Genomic DNA, 16,403 nt, shown 5'->3' on the forward strand with positions numbered 1-16,403 from the left:
CCATGTTCGTGTACGGCACGACCATGGTCAACCCGGTCCCCGCCCGGCATCCTCGATACATGACGATTTCCACAGACACCCCCTCTGACCTGCGGCGACGTTATGAGCAGGACGGGTACGCAACCGTCCCCGGCATCCTCTCCGCCGACGAGACCGAGGCGTTGCGGGCCGAGACGCTGCGGATCTACAAGGGTGAATGCGGTCAGGTCGAGGGCCTGCTGCCCGCCGCTCCCGGCGACACCGGCGACACGCTCCTGCGGCGCTACATCTGCGTCCACCACCCGCACAAGATCTCGTCGGTGATCAGGGACACCCTGGCCCACCCGAGGATCGTCGACGTCCTCGTCCGGCTGATCGGCCCCGATGTCAAGGCGATGCAGTCCATGCTGTTCACCAAGGGGGAGGGCAAGCCCGGCCAGGCGTGGCACCAGGACGAGTTCTTCATCCCGACCCGCGACCGCTCGCTCACCGCGGCGTGGATCGCCCTCGACGACGCCACCGTGGAGAACGGGTGCCTGTGGGTGCTGCCCGGCTCGCACGCGCCGGGGATCATCTACCCCGACCGCGAGCACGACGACGAGCGGTTCGACTGCACCGTCGAGTCCTACGGCTTCCCCTACGCCGACGGCGACGCGGTGCCGGTCGAGGTCGCCGCGGGCACGGCCGTCTTCTTCAACGGTTATCTGCTGCACCGCTCGCTGCCCAACACCGGGCGGCACGGGCTGCGCCGGGCACTGGCCAACCACTACATGAACGCGCGGTCCCCGCTGCCGTGGCAGTCCCCGCCGCCCGGTGTCCACGTCGGCAAGTACGACTTCCGGGACGTGGTCATCGTCGCGGGCGAGGACCCGTACGCCTACAAGGGGTACCGGGACATCGCGCGGCCGCACGTCCGCCGCGACCGGGACGGCGGCTGCGATCGCTGAACTGCCGCCGGTGGACGGGCGGCGGCCCGGTCCCGCGAGGCCCGGCCGGGCCGTCCCCGGCTCCGTGGTCAGGCCGTCAGGAACTTGAGGATCCGCCGGTTCACCTCCTCGGGCTGCTCCAGGAACGGGAAGTGGCCCACCCCGTCGAGGAGGGCGCCGTCCGAGCCCGCGGGCAGCGCGTCGACGATGTCGGCGAGCGTCCGCGCGTCGACCACCGGGTCCTCGCTGCCGTGCAGGTAGAGCGTCGGCTGGGTGGGCAGGTCGGCCAGCACGGCTCCCATCGTCCACCGGTCGGTTCCGAAGGTCTCGGGGTGGAAGTTGTCCCGGTAGAGGCCGAGGCCCGAACGCAGGTTGGCCGGCGCCCGCAGCGCGTCCTTCCCGGCCTGCCGGTCCTCGGTGGAGTCGAAGCCGGGGACGGATCCGCTCCAGTGCCGCCACAGCCAGTCGAGGTAGGCGAAGTCGTTCACCGGCACGATCTGGTCCGCGACGCCCATCTGGAAGAAGTAGAAGTGGCTGTTCTTGTGGATCTGGACGGGATCGGTGGCCTTGCGGTCGTAGAACCGGACCGGCGGCACGTCGGCCACCACGACCTTCGACCAGCGTTCGGGCGCGTGCGCCGCGGCGCCCCAGGTGGCGAAGCCGCCCCAGTCGTGCCCGACGATGACCGCGTTCGCGTCGCCGCCGAGTTCCTCGTGCAGGCTGTTGGCGTCGGCGATCAGGTCGGCGATCCGCATGCTGCCGTCCGGCGGCACCTGGGTCGGGGCGAAGCCCCGCAGGGCCGGGGCGACGGCCCGGTACCCCGCCTCGGCAAGGACGGGCATCAGGTGCCGGTACATGCTCGGGGCCTCGGGGAAGCCGTGCAGCAGCAGCGCCAGCGGCCCCTCCCCCTCCTCCAGGTAGGCGAAGTCGATCCCGTTGGCGGTGACGTGCTTGTGGCGCATTGCCTGTTACTCCTTGCTCGGTTCTCTGTAACGAACGTTCTAACCAGAACCTAGCACGTGTGTAACGAACGCTCCAACCAGTACTGTGGTGAGATGAACGACACGACACTGCCGGCTCAGGCCGACCCCGCCCTCGGAACCCGCGAGCGTCTCGTCCGGACGACCTCACGGCTGATGCAGCGGCAGGGCTACGAAGGAACCGGGATCAAGCAGATCTCCCGGGAAGCCGGCGTCGCGCTCAGCTCGGTCTACCACTTCTTCCCCAGCGGCAAGCAGGAGCTCGCCGCCGAGGCGGTCCGGCACGCCGACCTGGAGTTCGCCGGCATCCTGCGCGAGGCGCTGACCGCCGAGGCCGATCCGGCCGAGGCGATGATCGCGTGCACCCGGATACTCGCCACCTACCTGCGTGACTCCGACTGGCTCGACGGTTGCCCGATCACCGCCACCGCCCTGGAGACATCCGGCCGCGTCCCCGACATCCACCAGGCCGTCGTCGACGCCTTCGCACACTGGCGGGAGCTCGTCGCCGAGAAACTGCGCGGCACCGGCATCGCCGAGGACGACATCCCCGACCTCGCCCACACGGTGATCAACACTCTGGAGGGCGCGGAACTCGCCGCGCAGGTCTCCAGGAGCGAGCAGCCCCTGGAGATCGCCGGCCGCCACCTCGCCCGGTTGATCGACTCCTACCGGGGCTGACCTCCCGGGGCCCGCGCACCCGAGGGGGCCTGCGGCGCGACTCCCGGCGGTCGCCGAGCGGGTCCCGGTCAGCCGGCCCAGGGGCCGATCCCGGACACCCGCCTCACCCGGACCCGGCCGATGAGCGCGGTCGGCGACAAGCGGTTGTCGAAGGGGTAGTCGGTGCCGAGGTACCTTCGCGCCTGCCGATCCATGAAGGCGGCGAATCGGTCGGGGATGCCCGGGCCCTCGAAGGTCACGGTGCCGCGGACGACCAGGTGCTGCCGCAGTCCCTCCGGCGTGTTCCCCTCATCCTCCACCATCACCGTGACCCGCGGGTCCGCCCGCAGGTTGCGGACCTTGACCCGGTGATCCTCCACGCCGAACACCAGGTCGTCGCCGTCCCGCGACACCCACATGAGGCTGACCTGGGGCGAGCCGTCGGGATTGACGGTGACGAAGGTGGCATACCGGTCGGTCTCGAACAGCCGATACGCGCTCGGCGGAATCTTCTGATCGCTCATGGCGCCACTGTAGGCAGCCCGATGGGAACCGATCGGTACCCTGGGAACCATGGGTGACTTCAACCGCCCCGGCGACGTCTTCCTCGCCGACTGCCCGGCCAGGCTGGCGGTCGAGGTCATCGCCGACAAGTGGTCGGTCGTCGTGCTCTACGCGCTCAGCCGCGGGCCACGCCGGCACGGCGAACTCGTCGAGCTGATCGGCGGAATCTCCAAGAAGATGCTCACCCAGACGCTACGCCGGCTGCAGCGATACGGGCTGGTCGGCAGGGAGGCGTACGCCGAGGTGCCCCCGCGGGTCGAATACTCCCTCACCGACCTCGGCACGACCCTGATCGAGCCGATCGCCATGCTCACCAGGTGGGCTGAGGAGAACGGCGACGCCGTCCTGGCCGCCGGTTAAGCCCCACCCCGCCGTCACCGGCGGAGCGCGTTCGACGGGGCACAGGCCCCCGTTTCAGAAAGTTTTCAGAGAGGAACCGCGCGAAGGCGGCCAGCGGACGTCCGCCGCCCCGGAGGAGCCCCGGCCGGAGCCGAAGGAGACGACAGAGGCGGGCACCCGGCTCCGGCTCGGCGAGCAGGCGATCCTGCCGGTACCGGGACGGGACCATCGGGATCACCGTGACCGCCGTCGAGAGACGTCCGATTCGGACGGCAGGCGTGGCGGTACGGCTGTCGCGGGAAGCCCCGGCGGACGGTCGTACCGCCACGCCTGCCTTGGTGGGGAGCGGGTGCCGGCGCGGGCGATTCCCGCGAGGTCCGCTCGGCCGTCCACGGAGACGGCATGCCCGGACGGGCATGGCGCGGCAGCGAAAACACATTGGACGGGCATGTGTGGTGGCCCGCATCCTCGACCTACATCAGCGTCACGCCGGCTGGGGGGACAGGGCGACGCCGCGCTATCTGGAGCACCACATGAATCGAAGACTGACAGGACTGACGGCCGCCATCGCGGTCTCCCTGAGCCTCACCGCCTGTTCCGGCTCAGGTGATCAGGAGGGTGCCGCGCAGCCGGCGAAGAAGACACAGATCTATCTGGTCGACGGCAACACCACCCAGTACGGCGACGAGTTCAAGGCCGGCACGTTCGACGGCGTGAAAGGGGTCATCCCGGGCGGGAAGTCGACCGGCGAGTTCCGCGATCGGCTGCTGTCCGTGGACCCCGGCCTGAAGGACTTCGCCTACGCGGTGGAGTCGTACGACTCGGTGATCGTGACGGCTCTGGCGGCGGAGGCGGCGAAGAGCGACAAGCCGAACCTGATCGCCGCCAAGATGCGGGACGTCTCGAACGCGCCGGGCGAGAAGTGCACCACCTACGCGGCCTGCGCGAAGCTGCTCAGGGCCGGATCCGAGATCGACTTCGACGGGCTGAGCGGCCCGATCGACCTGAACAGGACCGGCAGCCCGTCGGCCGCCTCCGTGGGCGTCTTCCAGTACGGCAAGGACAACACCTACCAGCCGATCGGCTACGAGACGGGCAAGGTGTCCGCCGACCCCGAACCGCTGCCGGAACAGGAGATCAGCGGATCGGGTGCGCCCGGGGACGGCCGGCTGGTGTTCGGCTCCCTGTTGCCGCAGACCGGCGACCTGTCCTATCTCGGCCCGCCGATGTCGGCCGGCGTGAAGGTGGCCGTGGACGAACTGAACGACCAGGGCGGGGTGCTGGGCGAGGACGTGCGGCTCGTCTCCGCGGACTCGGGCGACGGAACGCCCAACATCGCGCCCCAGGAGACCGACAAGCTGCTCGACCAGGACGCGGACGTCATCGTCGGGACTGCCTCGTCGAGCGTCTCGCTCAGCGTCCTCGACAAGATCGTGAACGCGGGAGTCCTCAACATCTCCCCCTCGGTGACCTCCCCCGCGTTCGACACCTTCCCCGACAGGGGACTCTTCTTCCGGCTGATGCAGTCGGACGCCTTGCAGGGCGGCGTGCTCGCCAACACGATGTCGAACGACGGCTACACCGACATCGCGATCCTCGTCCGGCAGGACGCGTGGGGGCAGGGGCTCGCCGCGGGCATCGAGGCGGCGTTCGGGGCGTCGGGCGGCAACGTCGTCGCCACCCGCTTCTACGCGGCGGACTCGGGCGGATTCACCGCCGAGGTCAACGCCGTCAAGGCGGCGGATCCGGACGCCATCGCGCTCGTCGGGTTCGACGAGACCAAGAAGATCGTCCCTGAGCTGATCAAGGCCGGTCTCTGGATGGGTCGGTAGCACGGCCCGCGGGCCGTGGCGCCGAGTCGACGGCGCCACGGCGCCCATCCCCCTTCTCACCAGTACCTGGAGTTCCCCGTGCGGTTGCGTCCTGCCCTGTGTCTCGTCCTGCTCGTCATGGTCTTCCTCGGCGCCGGCTCCGCCGTGGCCGCGGCGGCGTCCACCGCCGCCCCGGCTGAAGTCCCGGCCGGAGTCACGACCGGAGTCACGGCCCGGGGCGACGACCCGGAAACCGTGAAGGTGACGGGCAAGCTGGTCAACCGCGACGAGACGGGCACGACGCCGGTCGGCGGCGGCAAGGTGACGGTGACCGACGCGTCGGGCGTCGTGCACTCCGCCGTCAGCCGGCCGGACGGCGGTTTCTCGCTTGAGGTGCCGTTCAAGGTCGGGCCCATCTCGATCGCACTCGACGAGGGTTCGCTCCCGGACGGCGTGGCGTTGCGCGAGGGCGGCCGCAACCCGATCACCAGGACGGTCTCGGGCACCCTGCCGCTGACGGTCACCTTCGTGCTGGGCGAGGGCGACCGCCGGACGATGGGCTGGGCCGACCAGGTACCGCAGAGCCTGTTCAACGGCTTCTACTTCGGCCTGATCATCTCGCTCGGCGCGCTGGGGCTGTCGCTGATCTTCGGCACCACCCGGCTGACGAACTTCGCGCACGGCGAGATGGTGACGTTCGGCGCGCTCGTGACGTACGCGTTCAACGTGATGGGGGTCGACATCTGGCTGGCCGGACTGCTCGCGGTGGCCCTGGCCGGCGCGTTCGGGTTCGCGCAGGACCGGTTCTTCTGGCGCCCGATCCGGCGGCGGGGCACCGGCGTCGTCGCCATGATGATCATCTCGATCGGGGTGCAGTTCATCCTGCGCAACGTCTACCAGTACTTCACCGGCGGGCGGACCGAGACGTATCGCCAGTACACGACGCCGGAGGGCCACCAGCTCGGCCCGATCACGTACACCGTCCGCGACGTGGTCTGCGCGGCGATCGCGCTGGTTTTGGTCGTCGGCGTGACGACCGCGCTCAAGCGGACCCGCCTGGGCCGTGCGACGCGCGCGGTGGCCGACAACCCGGCCCTCGCGGCGTCGACGGGCATCAACGTGAACCGGGTGATCACCACCGTGTGGTCCGTGGGCGCGCTGCTCGCCGCGACCTGCGGCCTGCTCCTCGGTTTCAGCCAGGCCGTGAAATTCGACCTCGGCGCGCTGCAACTCCTGGTGATGTTCGCCGCCATCACGGTGGGCGGGCTCGGGTCCGTGTGGGGGGCCGTCCTCGGCAGTCTGCTCGTGGGCACCCTGATCGAGATGTCGACGCTGGTCATCCCGTCCGAGCTCAAGGTGGCCGCCGCGCTGTTCCTGCTCATCGGCGTGCTCCTCGTCCGGCCGCAAGGACTCCTCGGGCGCGCACAGCGCATCGGTTGATCGAGAGGAATGACATGGACATCCTGACCGGTGCCCTCCGGGCCGGTTTCTCCGTCGACGCGGCGTACTTCTGCCTCGCCGCCATCGGGCTCAACGTGCAGTTCGGGTACGCGGGCCTGATCAACTTCGGGCAGGCCGGGTTCCTCGCCGTCGGCGCGTACGGGTTCGCGGTGGGGTCCGTCTGGCTCGGGCTGCCGTTCTTCACCGCGATCGGCCTCGGCCTGCTGTGCAGCGTCGCGCTGGGGCTGGTGCTCGGCCTGCCGACGCTGCGCCTGCGGGCGGACTATCTCGCCATCGCGACCATCGCCGCCGCGGAGGTCCTGCGGCTCTTCTTCGGCGCGGCCTTCCAGGACGTCTTCCACGGGCGGGACGGCATCTCCGGCTTCTCCGCCGCGTTCCAGGCGGCCAACCCCTTCCACCAGCCGTTCCTCGGTTACCGGCCGGCCGACCTGTGGGTCATGACGGTCGGCTGGGGGCTGGTGGTGATCGTCAGCGTCTTCGTCTGGTCGATCATGCGCGGGCCGTGGGGCCGGGTGCTCAAGGCGATCCGCGAGGACGAGGACGCGGTGCGCAGCCTGGGGAAGAACGTCTACGCCTTCAAGATGCAGGCGCTGGCGATCGGCGGCCTCATCGGCGCGCTGGGCGGATTCATCGTCGCGCTGGGCCAGAACTCCGTGCAACCGGACAACTTCAGCTTCGACCTGACGTTCATCGTGTGCACCATGCTCGTCCTCGGCGGCGCGGCCCGGATCATGGGCCCGATCGTGGGCGCGGTCGCCTTCTGGGCCTGCCTCTCCCTGGTCAGCGGGATCCTGGGCGCTCTGACCGAGGGGCGGGACCCGGTCATCCCCGCCTGGCTGATGACCGCCGACCAGATCGGCACGGTCAGGTTCGTGCTGGTGGGCGTGGCCCTGGTGGTGTTGATGATCTATCGGCCGCAAGGAATCTTCGGAGATCGTAAGGAGATGGCGCTCCATGCCTGAACGCACCCCCGCCGCGGCCCGGTCCGGACCCGATCCGGCCGTGATCCTCCGGGTCGAGAACGTGGAGCGGCGATTCGGCGGATTCACCGCCGTCGACGTGGACCACCTGGCCATCCGGCGAGGCGAGATCACGGCGTTGATCGGGCCGAACGGCGCGGGCAAGACCACGTTGTTCAACCTGCTGACCGGGTTCGACCGGCCGGACGCCGGCCGGTGGACGTTCGACGGCCGTCCGCTGGCGGGTGTGCCGCCGCACCGGGTCGCCCGTCTGGGCATGGTCCGCACCTTTCAGCTGACGAAGGTCCTCTCCCGGCTGACGGTGCTGGAGAACATGCGGATCGCCGCACCGGGCCAGCTCGGCGAGCGGCTCTGGCTGGCTCCGTTCAGCCTGGCGTGGGGAAGGGGCGAGAAGGAGAACACCGCCCGTGCCCGCGCGCTGCTGGCGCGGTTCCTGCTGGACGACAAGCGCGATGAACCGGCCGGCTCACTCTCCGGCGGCCAGCGGAAGCTGCTGGAGATGGCCCGCGCGCTCATGGTCGAGCCCCGGATGGTGATGCTCGACGAGCCCATGGCCGGGGTCAACCCGGCGCTCAAGCAGTCTCTGCTCGAGCACATCGTGTCCCTGCGCGACGACGGCGTCAGCGTGCTGTTCGTGGAGCACGACATGGACATGGTGCACGAGATCTCCGACCACGTCGTCGTCATGGCCCAGGGCCGCGTGATCGCCGAGGGCACCGCCCGGGAGGTCACGAAGGACGAGCGGGTGGTGACCGCCTATCTCGGGGAACGCTTCGGCGGCGACCTCGACGACGCCGCCGCGGCGCCGGGAGCGGGACGGGGCCGATGAGCGTCACCTCTGAGCTGCTGGTCGCCGAGGACCTCGTGGCGGGGTATGTGCCGGGGGTCGACATCCTCAGGAAGGCCGGCCTCCGGTGCGACGAGGGCGAGGTGGTCGGCATCATCGGGCCCAACGGGGCGGGGAAGTCGACCCTGCTCAAGTCGCTGTTCGGTCTCGTGCCGATTCGCGGCGGGACGGTCCGGCTGCGCGGCGAGGACATCACCAACGAGCGCGCGGACACGCTCGTGGCGCGCGGCGTCGGCTTCGTCCCGCAGACCGACAACGTCTTCGCCAGCCTCTCGATCGAGGAGAACCTCCAGATGGGCTGCTACCAGGCGCCCGCGAAGTTCGCCGCCCGGCTGGACTTCGTCGGCGACCTGTTCCCCTCACTGCTCGGCAAACGGCACCAGCCGGCCGGATCGCTGTCCGGCGGGGAACGGCAGATGGTGGCGATGGGCCGCGCGCTCATGATGGACCCCTCGGTCCTGCTGCTCGACGAGCCGTCCGCCGGGCTGTCCCCGCAGATGCAGGACGAGGTGTTCGTGCAGACCCGGAACGTCAACCGCGCCGGCGTGAGCGTCGTGATCGTCGAGCAGAACGCCCGCCGCTGCCTGGAGATCTGCGACCGGGGATACGTGCTGGACCAAGGCTCCAACGCCTTCACGGCGACGGGCCGGGAACTCGTGAACGATCCCAAGGTCGTCGAGTTGTACCTCGGCACCCTGGGGCGTGACGCATGACGGACCACGACATCGCGAGGTATGCGTATATGGGCATGACGGATGCGGCAGATCCTATTTGTGGAACATGGCCGACGGCGGTGAGCATATGGGCATGACCACAGCGTTCGCAGATGGCATCGTCCACAACTTCGTCGGCGGCGCGTTCGCCGAGCCCGGCGCCGGGTCGCTGTTCGACAACGTCGATCCCGCCACCGGCCGGGTCGCCGGACGGGTGCACGAGGCCGACGCCGCGCTGGTGGACCGCGCCGTGCGAGCGGCACGCGACGCGCTCGGCGGTCCGTGGTCGGCCTGGTCGGTGAACGACCGCACCGCCCTGCTCAGGCGGGCGGCCGACCGGATCGAGGAGCGCTTCGAGGAGTTCGTCGCGGCCGAGGTGCGGGACACCGGCAAACCGGTGACGCACGCCCGCGAGGTGGACGTCGCACGCGCCGTCGCCAATTTCCGCGCCTTCGCCGACGTCGTCGGGGCGGCCGGTCAGCCGTCGTTCCTGACCGAACTGGCGGACGGGCGCCGCGCGCTCAACTACGCGGTCCGCAAGCCGCTGGGCGTCGTCGCGGTGGTGGTCCCGTGGAACCTGCCGCTGCTGTTGCTGACCTGGAAGGTGGCGCCCGCGCTCGGCTGCGGCGATACCGTCGTGGTCAAGCCGAGCGAGGAGACGCCGTCGACGGCGGCCCTGCTGGCCGAGGTCCTGCGCGAGGTGGGCCTGCCCGACGGCGTCTACAACGTGGTCCACGGTTTCGGCCGGGGGTCGGCGGGCGAGTTCCTCACCACGCACCCCGGCATCGACGGGGTGACGTTCACCGGTTCGACGGCCACCGGTTCGCAGGTGATGCGATCCGTCGCCGGGCGGGTCCGGCCCGTGTCCTTCGAGCTCGGCGGCAAGAACGCGGCCGTCGTGTTCGCGGACGCCGACCTGGACGCGACCCTGGAAGGGCTCAAGCGGTCGATCTTCTCCAACACCGGCCAGGTGTGCCTGTGCACCGAACGCGTCTACGTGCAGCGCCCGATCTTCGACGACGTCGTCAACGGGCTCGTCGCGCGGGCCAGGTCGCTCACCCTGGGCGACCCGCGCAGTGAGACGACGACGACGGGCCCGCTCATCTCCCGGGCTCACCGCGACAAGGTGCTCGGCTACTTCGGCCTGGCCGCGGAGGCGGGCGCGACGACCGTCGTCGGCGGCGGCGTCCCGTCGATGACGGAGGACCTGGCCGGCGGCTGGTGGATCGAACCCACGATCTGGGTGGGCCTGGGACAGCGGGAACGTTCCATGCGGGAGGAGGTGTTCGGCCCGGTGGCCGGCCTGATCCCGTTCGACTCCGAGGAGGAGGCGATCGCCCTGGCCAACGACACCGACTACGGGCTCGCGTCGAGCGTGTGGACCTCCGACCTCACCCGCGGCCACCGCGTGGCGCAGGCGATGCACGTCGGCATGTCCTGGGTCAACACGTGGTTCCTGCGGGACCTGCGCTCGCCGTTCGGCGGCATGGGCCTGTCGGGGATCGGCCGCGAGGGCGGCGAGGCGTCCCTCCACTTCTACACCGAACCGACGAATGTGTGCGTGCAACTATGACGACGACCATCAGCGCCGCGGCGGAGCGGCTGCTGGCCGCCGCGCGAGACGGCGTACCGTGCCCCCCGGTCCGGGATCTGATCGGCGCCGGCGACCTGGACCAGGCGTACGCCGTCCAGGAGGCCGTGGCCGCCGCGCGTGAGCGGGCCGGGTCCCGGGTCGCAGGTTACAAGATCGGCCTCACCTCGAAGCCGGTGCAGGAGCAGTTCGGCGTCTTCCAGCCCGACTTCGGGCTCGTGTTCGACGACATGCTGCACTCCCACGGCGGCGAGCTGGAACGCGGCGCCTTCCTGCAGCCCCGGGTGGAGGCCGAGGTCGCGTTCGTGCTCGCGACGGACATCGAGACGCCCTCGCCGTCGGTGGCCGACGTGCTCCGCGCGACCGGCTTCGTCCTGCCGGCGATCGAGATCGTGGACTCGCGGATCGCCGGCTGGGACATCACGATCGGCGACACGATCGCCGACAACGCCTCCAGCGGCGGGGTCGTGCTCGGGACGACCCCCCGATCCCTCGACGGCCTCGACCTCGCCGAGGTCGGCATGGTGCTGGAACACGACGGCGAGGACGTCTCCCACGGCTCGGGCGCGGCGTGCATGGGATCGCCGGTCGTCGCGGCCACCTGGCTCGCGCGTGAGCTCGTCCGCCGCGGCCGGCCTCCGCGCGCCGGCGACGTCATCATGACCGGCGCGCTCGGGCCGATGGTCGACGTGCCGGGCCCCGGGCGGTTCACGGCCCGGCTGTCCGGACTCGGCCAGGTCGAGGTCACCTTCGTAGAACGGGGAAAGTGATGTCCGCGCACCGGAAGGCGGGAGCCGTCGTCATCGGCTCCGGCAACATCGGAACGGATCTCATGTTCAAGGTCGAGCGGCTCTCGAAGCGGCTCTCCATGGCGGCCATGGTCGGCATCGACCCGGACTCCGACGGTCTGGCCCGGGCCCGCAGGCGGGGTGTCGCGACGACCGCGGACGGCGTCGACGGGCTGGAGGGCCTGCCCCAGTTCCACGACGCGGCGGTGATCTTCGACGCGACCTCCGCCGGAGCGCACGAACGGCATGCCGCGTTCGCGCGCCGGCACGGGAAGCTCATGATCGACCTGACGCCGGCGGCCCTGGGCCCCTACGCCGTGCCGACGGTCAACCTGGACGAGATGCACTTCGCGGACAACGTGAACATGGTGACGTGCGGCGGGCAGGCGACCATCCCCGTCGTCGCGGCCGTCGCGCGGGTCGCCCCGGTGGCCTACGCCGAGATCGTCGCGTCCATCGCGTCGCGCTCGGCCGGGCCGGGCACCCGTGCCAACATCGACGAGTTCACCGAGACCACGAGCCGTGCGATCGAGTCCGTCGGCGGCGCCGGGGTCGGCAAGGCGATCATCATCCTCAATCCGGCCGATCCCCCCATCATCATGCGGGACACCGTCTACTGCCTGGTGGAGGACGGCGCGGACCTCGACAGGAACGCGGTGACACGGGCGGTCGGCGACATGGCCGAGCGGGTCCGTGGGTACGTCCCCGGGTACCGGCTCAAGCAGGCCATCCAGTTCGACCGGCTGACCGGCGCGTACGTCCCGGCCCTCGGCCGCGCGTTCACCGGCACCAAGGTCTCGGTCTACCTGGAGGTGTCCGGAGCCGGCCACTACCTGCCGGAGTACGCCGGCAACCTCGACATCATGACCTCGGCGGCCCTGCGGACGGCCGAGCGGATCCTCGAACTCCGCGAGGGGGCGGCGCTGTGAGGCTCTACATCCAGGACGTGACCCTGCGCGACGGGATGCACGCGATGGGACACGCGTACACGACCGAACACGTGCGCAGGATCGCGGCGGCCGTGGACGCGGCCGGGGTGGCCGCCGTCGAGGTCGCGCACGGTGACGGTCTCGGCGGTTCGAGCGCGAACTACGGTTTCGGCGCCCACTCCGACCTGGAGTGGATCGAGGCGGCGGCCGAGGTGCTGCGCCACGCCAGGCTCACCACGTTGCTCATCCCGGGCATCGGCACGATCAAGGACCTGGAACGGGCGCACCGGCACGGCGTCACCAGCGTCAGGATCGCGACGCACTGCACCGAGGCCGACGTCGCGGCGCAGCACATCGACTGGGCGCGGTCCCATGACATGGACGTCTCCGGGTTCCTCATGCTGAGTCACATGGTCGATCCCGCGACGCTCGCGGCGCAGGCCGCGCTCATGGAGTCGTACGGAGCCAACTGCGTGTACATCACCGACTCGGGGGGCCGCCTGACCGGCCGTGACGTCGCCGCCCGGGTGGACGCCTACCGTGAGGTGCTGGACCCGGCTACCGAGATCGGGATCCACGCGCACGAGAACCTCTCGCTCTCGGTGGCGAACAGCGTGACCGCCGTCGAGCACGGAGCCGTACGGGTGGACGTGGCGCTGGCCGGGCAGGGCGCGGGCGCGGGCAACTGCCCGGCGGAGCCCTTCGTGGCGGTGGCCGACCTGCTGGGCTGGCAGCACGGGTGCGACCTCTTCGCCCTTCAGGACGCGGCCGACGACATCGTCCGCCCGCTCCGCGCGCATCCCGTCAGGGTGGACCGCGAGACGCTGACGCTGGGATACGCGGGGGTGTACTCCAGCTTCCTGCTGCACGCCAGGCAGGCGGCCGGAAGGCACGGCCTCGACACGCGCGCCGTCCTGATGGAGGCGGGCCGCCGCCGGCTCGTCGGCGGCCAGGAGGACATGCTCGCCGACGTCGCCCTCGACCTGGTGGCCGCCGACGCCGCCGCCGTTGATATCGCCGTGGACGTCGCCGTTGACATCGCTGTGGACAAGGAGAACCGATGAGCCTGGAGGAGAGCGAGGTCGTACGGCTCGCGCATGAGCTGGACGACGCCCAGACGTCGGCGCGCGCGGTCACCGGCCGGCCGGAGGACTGGGACGTGGCGAGCGCGTACCGGGTGCAGCGGCACCTGGTGTCGCGCCGGCAGTCGCGCGGGGAACAGCCGGTCGGGCTCAAGCTCGGCTTCACGAGCCGGGCGAAGATGCGCCAGATGGGCGTGCACGACGTCATCGTCGGCCGGCTCACCGACGCGATGGACGTCCCCGACGGCGGGGACCTCGGCCTCGGCGGCCTGATCCAGCCGAGGGTCGAGCCGGAGGTGGCCTTCCGCGTCGCCCGGGACGTCGACCTGGAGGACCCGCGGGCCTCCGTCGTGAACGCGGTGGACGCCGTGGCCCCCGCCCTGGAGATCATCGACTCGCGCTACCGGGACTTCCGGTTCACCTACGCGGACGTGATCGCCGACAACACGTCCGCGGCGGCGTTCGTCGTCGGGCCGTGGGCCCCCATGCGCCCGCTCGGCAACCTGGCGGTGCGGATGACCCTCGGGCCACAGACCGTAGCGGCCGGTACCACCGGAGCCATCCTCGGAGATCCCCTGCGCGGACTGCGGCTCCTGGCGGGGATCTGCCGCCGCCACGCGATCCGGATCCGGGCGGGTGACATCATCCTGGCCGGCGCGGCGACCGCGGCGGTCCCGCTGACCGAGGGCGTCGTCACCGGGCAGGTGGCCGGCCTGGGCCGGGTGTCGGTGCGGGTGACCCGGGACCGGAGCGGAGGCGGCACGTCATGACGGATCGGCACGACGGCAGCCGTACGATCGCCGGAATCGCCCGCCCGCGCGGCAGGTTCCCGCATGTGAAGGTCGCGGGCGACCTGGTGTTCGTGTCGGGGACCAGCTCGCGGCGGCCGGACAACACCTTCGCCGGGGTCGAGGTCGACGAGCTCGGCACGACCGACCTCGACATCCGCGCGCAGACCCGCGCGGTCATCGAGAACATCGAGCGGATCCTCGGCGAGGTCGGGGCGTCGCTGCCGGACGTTCTCCAGGTGACCGCCTATCTCACGTCCATGAACGACTTCGGCGGGTTCAACGAGGTCTACGCCGAGTTCTTCGACGAGGACGGCCCGACGCGGACCACGGTCGCGGTCCACCAGCTCCCCCACCCGCACCTGCTGATCGAGATGCAGGTGATCGCCCGGAACCCACACCCGCACGCAACCGACCAAGGACAACGCACGTGACGAACGCGCTCTACCCGGCACCGATCAACTTCGCCTCGTGGATCAGTGAACACGAGCATCTGCTGAGGCCGCCGGTGAACAACCAGGCCATCCACACGGGCACGGACTTCATCGTCCAGGTGGTGGGCGGCCCGAACCAGCGGACCGACTACCACGTGGATCCCTACGAGGAGTGGTTCTACCAGATCAAGGGCGACATCCACGTCGATCTCATGACGCCGGAGGGCCCGCGGACCGTGCACATCGGGGAGGGCGAGGTGTGGCTCCTCCCCGGCAATCTGCCGCACTCGCCGCAGCGTCCGCAGGAGGGCTCGATCGGGCTGGTCGTCGAACGGGTCCGGAAGGAGGGGACGCTGGAGAAGTTCCGCTGGTACTGCCCCAACTGCGCCAACCTCGTGCACGAGGTGGAGCTCCAGGTGCGGGACATCGTCGCCGACCTCCCGCCCGTGTTCGAGGCGTTCTACCAGAGCGAGGAGGGCCGCACCTGTGGCAACTGCGGAACCGTGCACCCGGGCAAGGGCTGAGGCCGTGACCGCGAGCGGCTCCATCGACGTGCACACGCACTACGTCCCGCGTGGCTGGCCCGACCTGGGGACGGTGGACGAGCCCGTCCCCTGGTTGCGCGTCGACTCCGAACGCGAGGCCATGATCATGATGGGTTCCCAGGAGTTCCGCGCCATCCGCGACAACTGCTGGGACGCCGAGGTGCGCGTCGCCGAGATGGACGCCGACGGGGTGGACGTCCAGGTCCTCTCGCCGACGCCCGCGTTCTTCTCCTACGGCCGGTCCGCCGTCCAGGGGGCCAAGATCTCGGCGATCTTCAACGATCTGGCGCTCGACATCTGCGCGCCGGCCCCGCGGCGGCTGCTGCCGTTCTGCCAGGTGCCGCTCCAGGACACCGACGCGGCCTGCCGGGAGCTCGAACGGTCGATCGCCAACGGCCATCGCGGGGTCGAGATCGGGAACCACGTGGGCGACCGGGATCTGGACAGCGCGGGGATCGTGACCTTCCTGCAGCACGCGGCCTCGCTGGACGTTCCGGTGTTCGTCCACCCGTGGGACATGGCGAAGTCGGCGCGGCTGGACCGGTGGATGGCGCAGTGGCTGACGGGGATGCCCGCCGAGACACATCTGTCGATCCTCGCCCTGATCCTCGGCGGCGTGTTCGACCGGATCGATCCCGGCCTGCGGATCTGTTTCGCGCACGGAGGCGGTTCCTTCGCCTTCTGGGTCGGGCGGATGGACAACGCCTGGCACCAGCGCCACGACGTCATCGGGACGTCGGAGCACCCGCCGTCGCACTACCTCGGCCGCTTCTACACCGATTCGGTGGTCTTCGACCATCGGGCGCTGCGGTTACTCGTGGACACGGTCGGCGCCGACCGGGTGCTGCTCGGCAGCGACTACCCCTATCCGCTGGGAGAGCGTCCGGCCGGTCGCGTGGTGCACACGAGCCCGCACCTCGGTGACGGCGAACGCCGGGCGATCCTGCGCGGTAACGCCGAGACCTTCCTGGGGCTCTAGCGCACCG

At 70.5% G+C, this 16,403-nt stretch carries 18 protein-coding genes; 16 read left to right on the forward strand and 2 right to left on the reverse strand.

All coding sequences use genetic code 11. The features are described 5' to 3' along the window. Window positions 1-59 precede the first annotated feature (59 nt). Window positions 60-926, forward strand: a complete 867-nt coding sequence (locus tag QSK26_RS33725) for a phytanoyl-CoA dioxygenase family protein (RefSeq protein WP_285779368.1) — start codon at window positions 60-62, stop codon at window positions 924-926. 68 nt (window positions 927-994) lie between these two features. Here QSK26_RS33725 and QSK26_RS33730 read toward each other — a convergent pair whose 3' ends face one another. Further along, a complete protein-coding gene (locus QSK26_RS33730) occupies window positions 995-1,867 on the reverse strand; it encodes an alpha/beta fold hydrolase (RefSeq protein ID WP_285779369.1) in 873 nt (290 codons plus the stop codon). Between the two features lie 93 nt (window positions 1,868-1,960). Here QSK26_RS33730 and QSK26_RS33735 point away from each other — a divergent pair, with 93 nt between their 5' ends. Beyond that, on the forward strand, window positions 1,961-2,566 hold the full coding sequence (locus QSK26_RS33735; protein ID WP_285779370.1) for a TetR/AcrR family transcriptional regulator: 606 nt from the start codon (window positions 1,961-1,963) through the stop codon (window positions 2,564-2,566). A 68-nt stretch (window positions 2,567-2,634) separates the two neighbouring features. Here the strand turns inward: QSK26_RS33735 and QSK26_RS33740 are convergent, their stop codons facing one another. After that, window positions 2,635-3,069 (reverse strand): TIGR03618 family F420-dependent PPOX class oxidoreductase, encoded by a 435-nt coding sequence (locus tag QSK26_RS33740; protein ID WP_285779371.1) that lies wholly within the window; start codon window positions 3,067-3,069, stop codon window positions 2,635-2,637. A gap of 49 nt (window positions 3,070-3,118) precedes the next feature. On the opposite strand from QSK26_RS33740, the gene QSK26_RS33745 reads away from it, so the two are divergent. From QSK26_RS33745 to QSK26_RS33810, 14 genes are all read left to right on the forward strand, one after another. Then, window positions 3,119-3,469 (forward strand): winged helix-turn-helix transcriptional regulator, encoded by a 351-nt coding sequence (locus QSK26_RS33745; protein ID WP_285779372.1) that lies wholly within the window; start codon window positions 3,119-3,121, stop codon window positions 3,467-3,469. A 512-nt stretch (window positions 3,470-3,981) separates the two neighbouring features. Beyond that, window positions 3,982-5,280: an ABC transporter substrate-binding protein gene (locus QSK26_RS33750; protein WP_285779373.1), complete on the forward strand. Its 1,299-nt coding sequence runs from the start codon at window positions 3,982-3,984 to the stop codon at window positions 5,278-5,280. 78 nt (window positions 5,281-5,358) lie between these two features. Next, window positions 5,359-6,699 (forward strand): branched-chain amino acid ABC transporter permease, encoded by a 1,341-nt coding sequence (locus QSK26_RS33755; protein WP_285779374.1) that lies wholly within the window; start codon window positions 5,359-5,361, stop codon window positions 6,697-6,699. Between the two features lie 14 nt (window positions 6,700-6,713). Next, complete coding sequence (locus QSK26_RS33760; RefSeq protein ID WP_285779375.1) at window positions 6,714-7,682, forward strand: branched-chain amino acid ABC transporter permease; 969 nt, start codon at window positions 6,714-6,716, stop codon at window positions 7,680-7,682. Beyond that, entirely contained in the window at window positions 7,675-8,529 is an 855-nt protein-coding gene (locus QSK26_RS33765) for an ABC transporter ATP-binding protein (protein ID WP_285779376.1), read from the forward strand. The genes QSK26_RS33760 and QSK26_RS33765 overlap by 8 nt, the downstream gene beginning before the upstream one ends. Further along, entirely contained in the window at window positions 8,526-9,260 is a 735-nt protein-coding gene (locus tag QSK26_RS33770) for an ABC transporter ATP-binding protein (RefSeq protein WP_285779377.1), read from the forward strand. Before QSK26_RS33765 ends, QSK26_RS33770 begins: the two co-directional genes overlap by 4 nt. Window positions 9,261-9,354: 94 nt before the next feature. After that, window positions 9,355-10,833 carry a 2-hydroxymuconic semialdehyde dehydrogenase gene (locus tag QSK26_RS33775; protein ID WP_285779378.1) on the forward strand — a complete coding sequence of 493 codons (1,479 nt, stop codon included), beginning with the start codon at window positions 9,355-9,357 and terminating at the stop codon, window positions 10,831-10,833. Then, entirely contained in the window at window positions 10,830-11,621 is a 792-nt protein-coding gene (locus QSK26_RS33780; RefSeq protein ID WP_285779379.1) for a 2-keto-4-pentenoate hydratase, read from the forward strand. Before QSK26_RS33775 ends, QSK26_RS33780 begins: the two co-directional genes overlap by 4 nt. Beyond that, complete coding sequence (locus QSK26_RS33785; RefSeq protein WP_285779380.1) at window positions 11,621-12,568, forward strand: acetaldehyde dehydrogenase (acetylating); 948 nt, start codon at window positions 11,621-11,623, stop codon at window positions 12,566-12,568. Before QSK26_RS33780 ends, QSK26_RS33785 begins: the two co-directional genes overlap by 1 nt. Then, window positions 12,565-13,632, forward strand: coding sequence for a 4-hydroxy-2-oxovalerate aldolase (dmpG, locus tag QSK26_RS33790; protein ID WP_285779381.1), 1,068 nt, complete (start codon window positions 12,565-12,567; stop codon window positions 13,630-13,632). The genes QSK26_RS33785 and dmpG overlap by 4 nt, the downstream gene beginning before the upstream one ends. Then, window positions 13,629-14,420: a 2-keto-4-pentenoate hydratase gene (locus tag QSK26_RS33795; protein WP_285779382.1), complete on the forward strand. Its 792-nt coding sequence runs from the start codon at window positions 13,629-13,631 to the stop codon at window positions 14,418-14,420. Before dmpG ends, QSK26_RS33795 begins: the two co-directional genes overlap by 4 nt. Further along, window positions 14,417-14,872, forward strand: a complete 456-nt coding sequence (locus QSK26_RS33800) for a RidA family protein (protein ID WP_285779383.1) — start codon at window positions 14,417-14,419, stop codon at window positions 14,870-14,872. The genes QSK26_RS33795 and QSK26_RS33800 overlap by 4 nt, the downstream gene beginning before the upstream one ends. Continuing rightward, window positions 14,869-15,396 (forward strand): 3-hydroxyanthranilate 3,4-dioxygenase, encoded by a 528-nt coding sequence (locus QSK26_RS33805; protein ID WP_285779384.1) that lies wholly within the window; start codon window positions 14,869-14,871, stop codon window positions 15,394-15,396. The genes QSK26_RS33800 and QSK26_RS33805 overlap by 4 nt, the downstream gene beginning before the upstream one ends. A 4-nt stretch (window positions 15,397-15,400) precedes the next feature. Then, on the forward strand, window positions 15,401-16,396 hold the full coding sequence (locus QSK26_RS33810) for an amidohydrolase family protein (protein WP_285779385.1): 996 nt from the start codon (window positions 15,401-15,403) through the stop codon (window positions 16,394-16,396). Window positions 16,397-16,403 lie beyond the last annotated feature (7 nt).

This window comes from Microtetraspora sp. NBRC 13810 (assembly GCF_030268685.1).
Classification (GTDB): domain Bacteria; phylum Actinomycetota; class Actinomycetes; order Streptosporangiales; family Streptosporangiaceae; genus BSRQ01.

Bases quoted from the DNA above. Each gene is read 5' to 3' on its own strand.
- QSK26_RS33745 (WP_285779372.1), top strand. From the start codon at position 3,119: ATGGGTGACTTCAACCGCCCCGGCGACGTCTTCCTCGCCGACTGCCCG.
- QSK26_RS33765 (WP_285779376.1), top strand. From the start codon at position 7,675: ATGCCTGAACGCACCCCCGCCGCGGCCCGGTCCGGACCCGATCCGGCC.
- QSK26_RS33770 (WP_285779377.1), top strand. From the start codon at position 8,526: ATGAGCGTCACCTCTGAGCTGCTGGTCGCCGAGGACCTCGTGGCGGGG.
- QSK26_RS33795 (WP_285779382.1), top strand. From the start codon at position 13,629: ATGAGCCTGGAGGAGAGCGAGGTCGTACGGCTCGCGCATGAGCTGGAC.
- QSK26_RS33740 (WP_285779371.1), bottom strand. From the start codon at position 3,069: ATGAGCGATCAGAAGATTCCGCCGAGCGCGTATCGGCTGTTCGAGACC.
- QSK26_RS33800 (WP_285779383.1), top strand. From the start codon at position 14,417: ATGACGGATCGGCACGACGGCAGCCGTACGATCGCCGGAATCGCCCGC.
- QSK26_RS33780 (WP_285779379.1), top strand. From the start codon at position 10,830: ATGACGACGACCATCAGCGCCGCGGCGGAGCGGCTGCTGGCCGCCGCG.
- QSK26_RS33760 (WP_285779375.1), top strand. From the start codon at position 6,714: ATGGACATCCTGACCGGTGCCCTCCGGGCCGGTTTCTCCGTCGACGCG.
- QSK26_RS33750 (WP_285779373.1), top strand. From the start codon at position 3,982: ATGAATCGAAGACTGACAGGACTGACGGCCGCCATCGCGGTCTCCCTG.
- QSK26_RS33775 (WP_285779378.1), top strand. From the start codon at position 9,355: ATGACCACAGCGTTCGCAGATGGCATCGTCCACAACTTCGTCGGCGGC.
- QSK26_RS33725 (WP_285779368.1), top strand. From the start codon at position 60: ATGACGATTTCCACAGACACCCCCTCTGACCTGCGGCGACGTTATGAG.
- QSK26_RS33735 (WP_285779370.1), top strand. From the start codon at position 1,961: ATGAACGACACGACACTGCCGGCTCAGGCCGACCCCGCCCTCGGAACC.
- QSK26_RS33785 (WP_285779380.1), top strand. From the start codon at position 11,621: ATGTCCGCGCACCGGAAGGCGGGAGCCGTCGTCATCGGCTCCGGCAAC.
- QSK26_RS33730 (WP_285779369.1), bottom strand. From the start codon at position 1,867: ATGCGCCACAAGCACGTCACCGCCAACGGGATCGACTTCGCCTACCTG.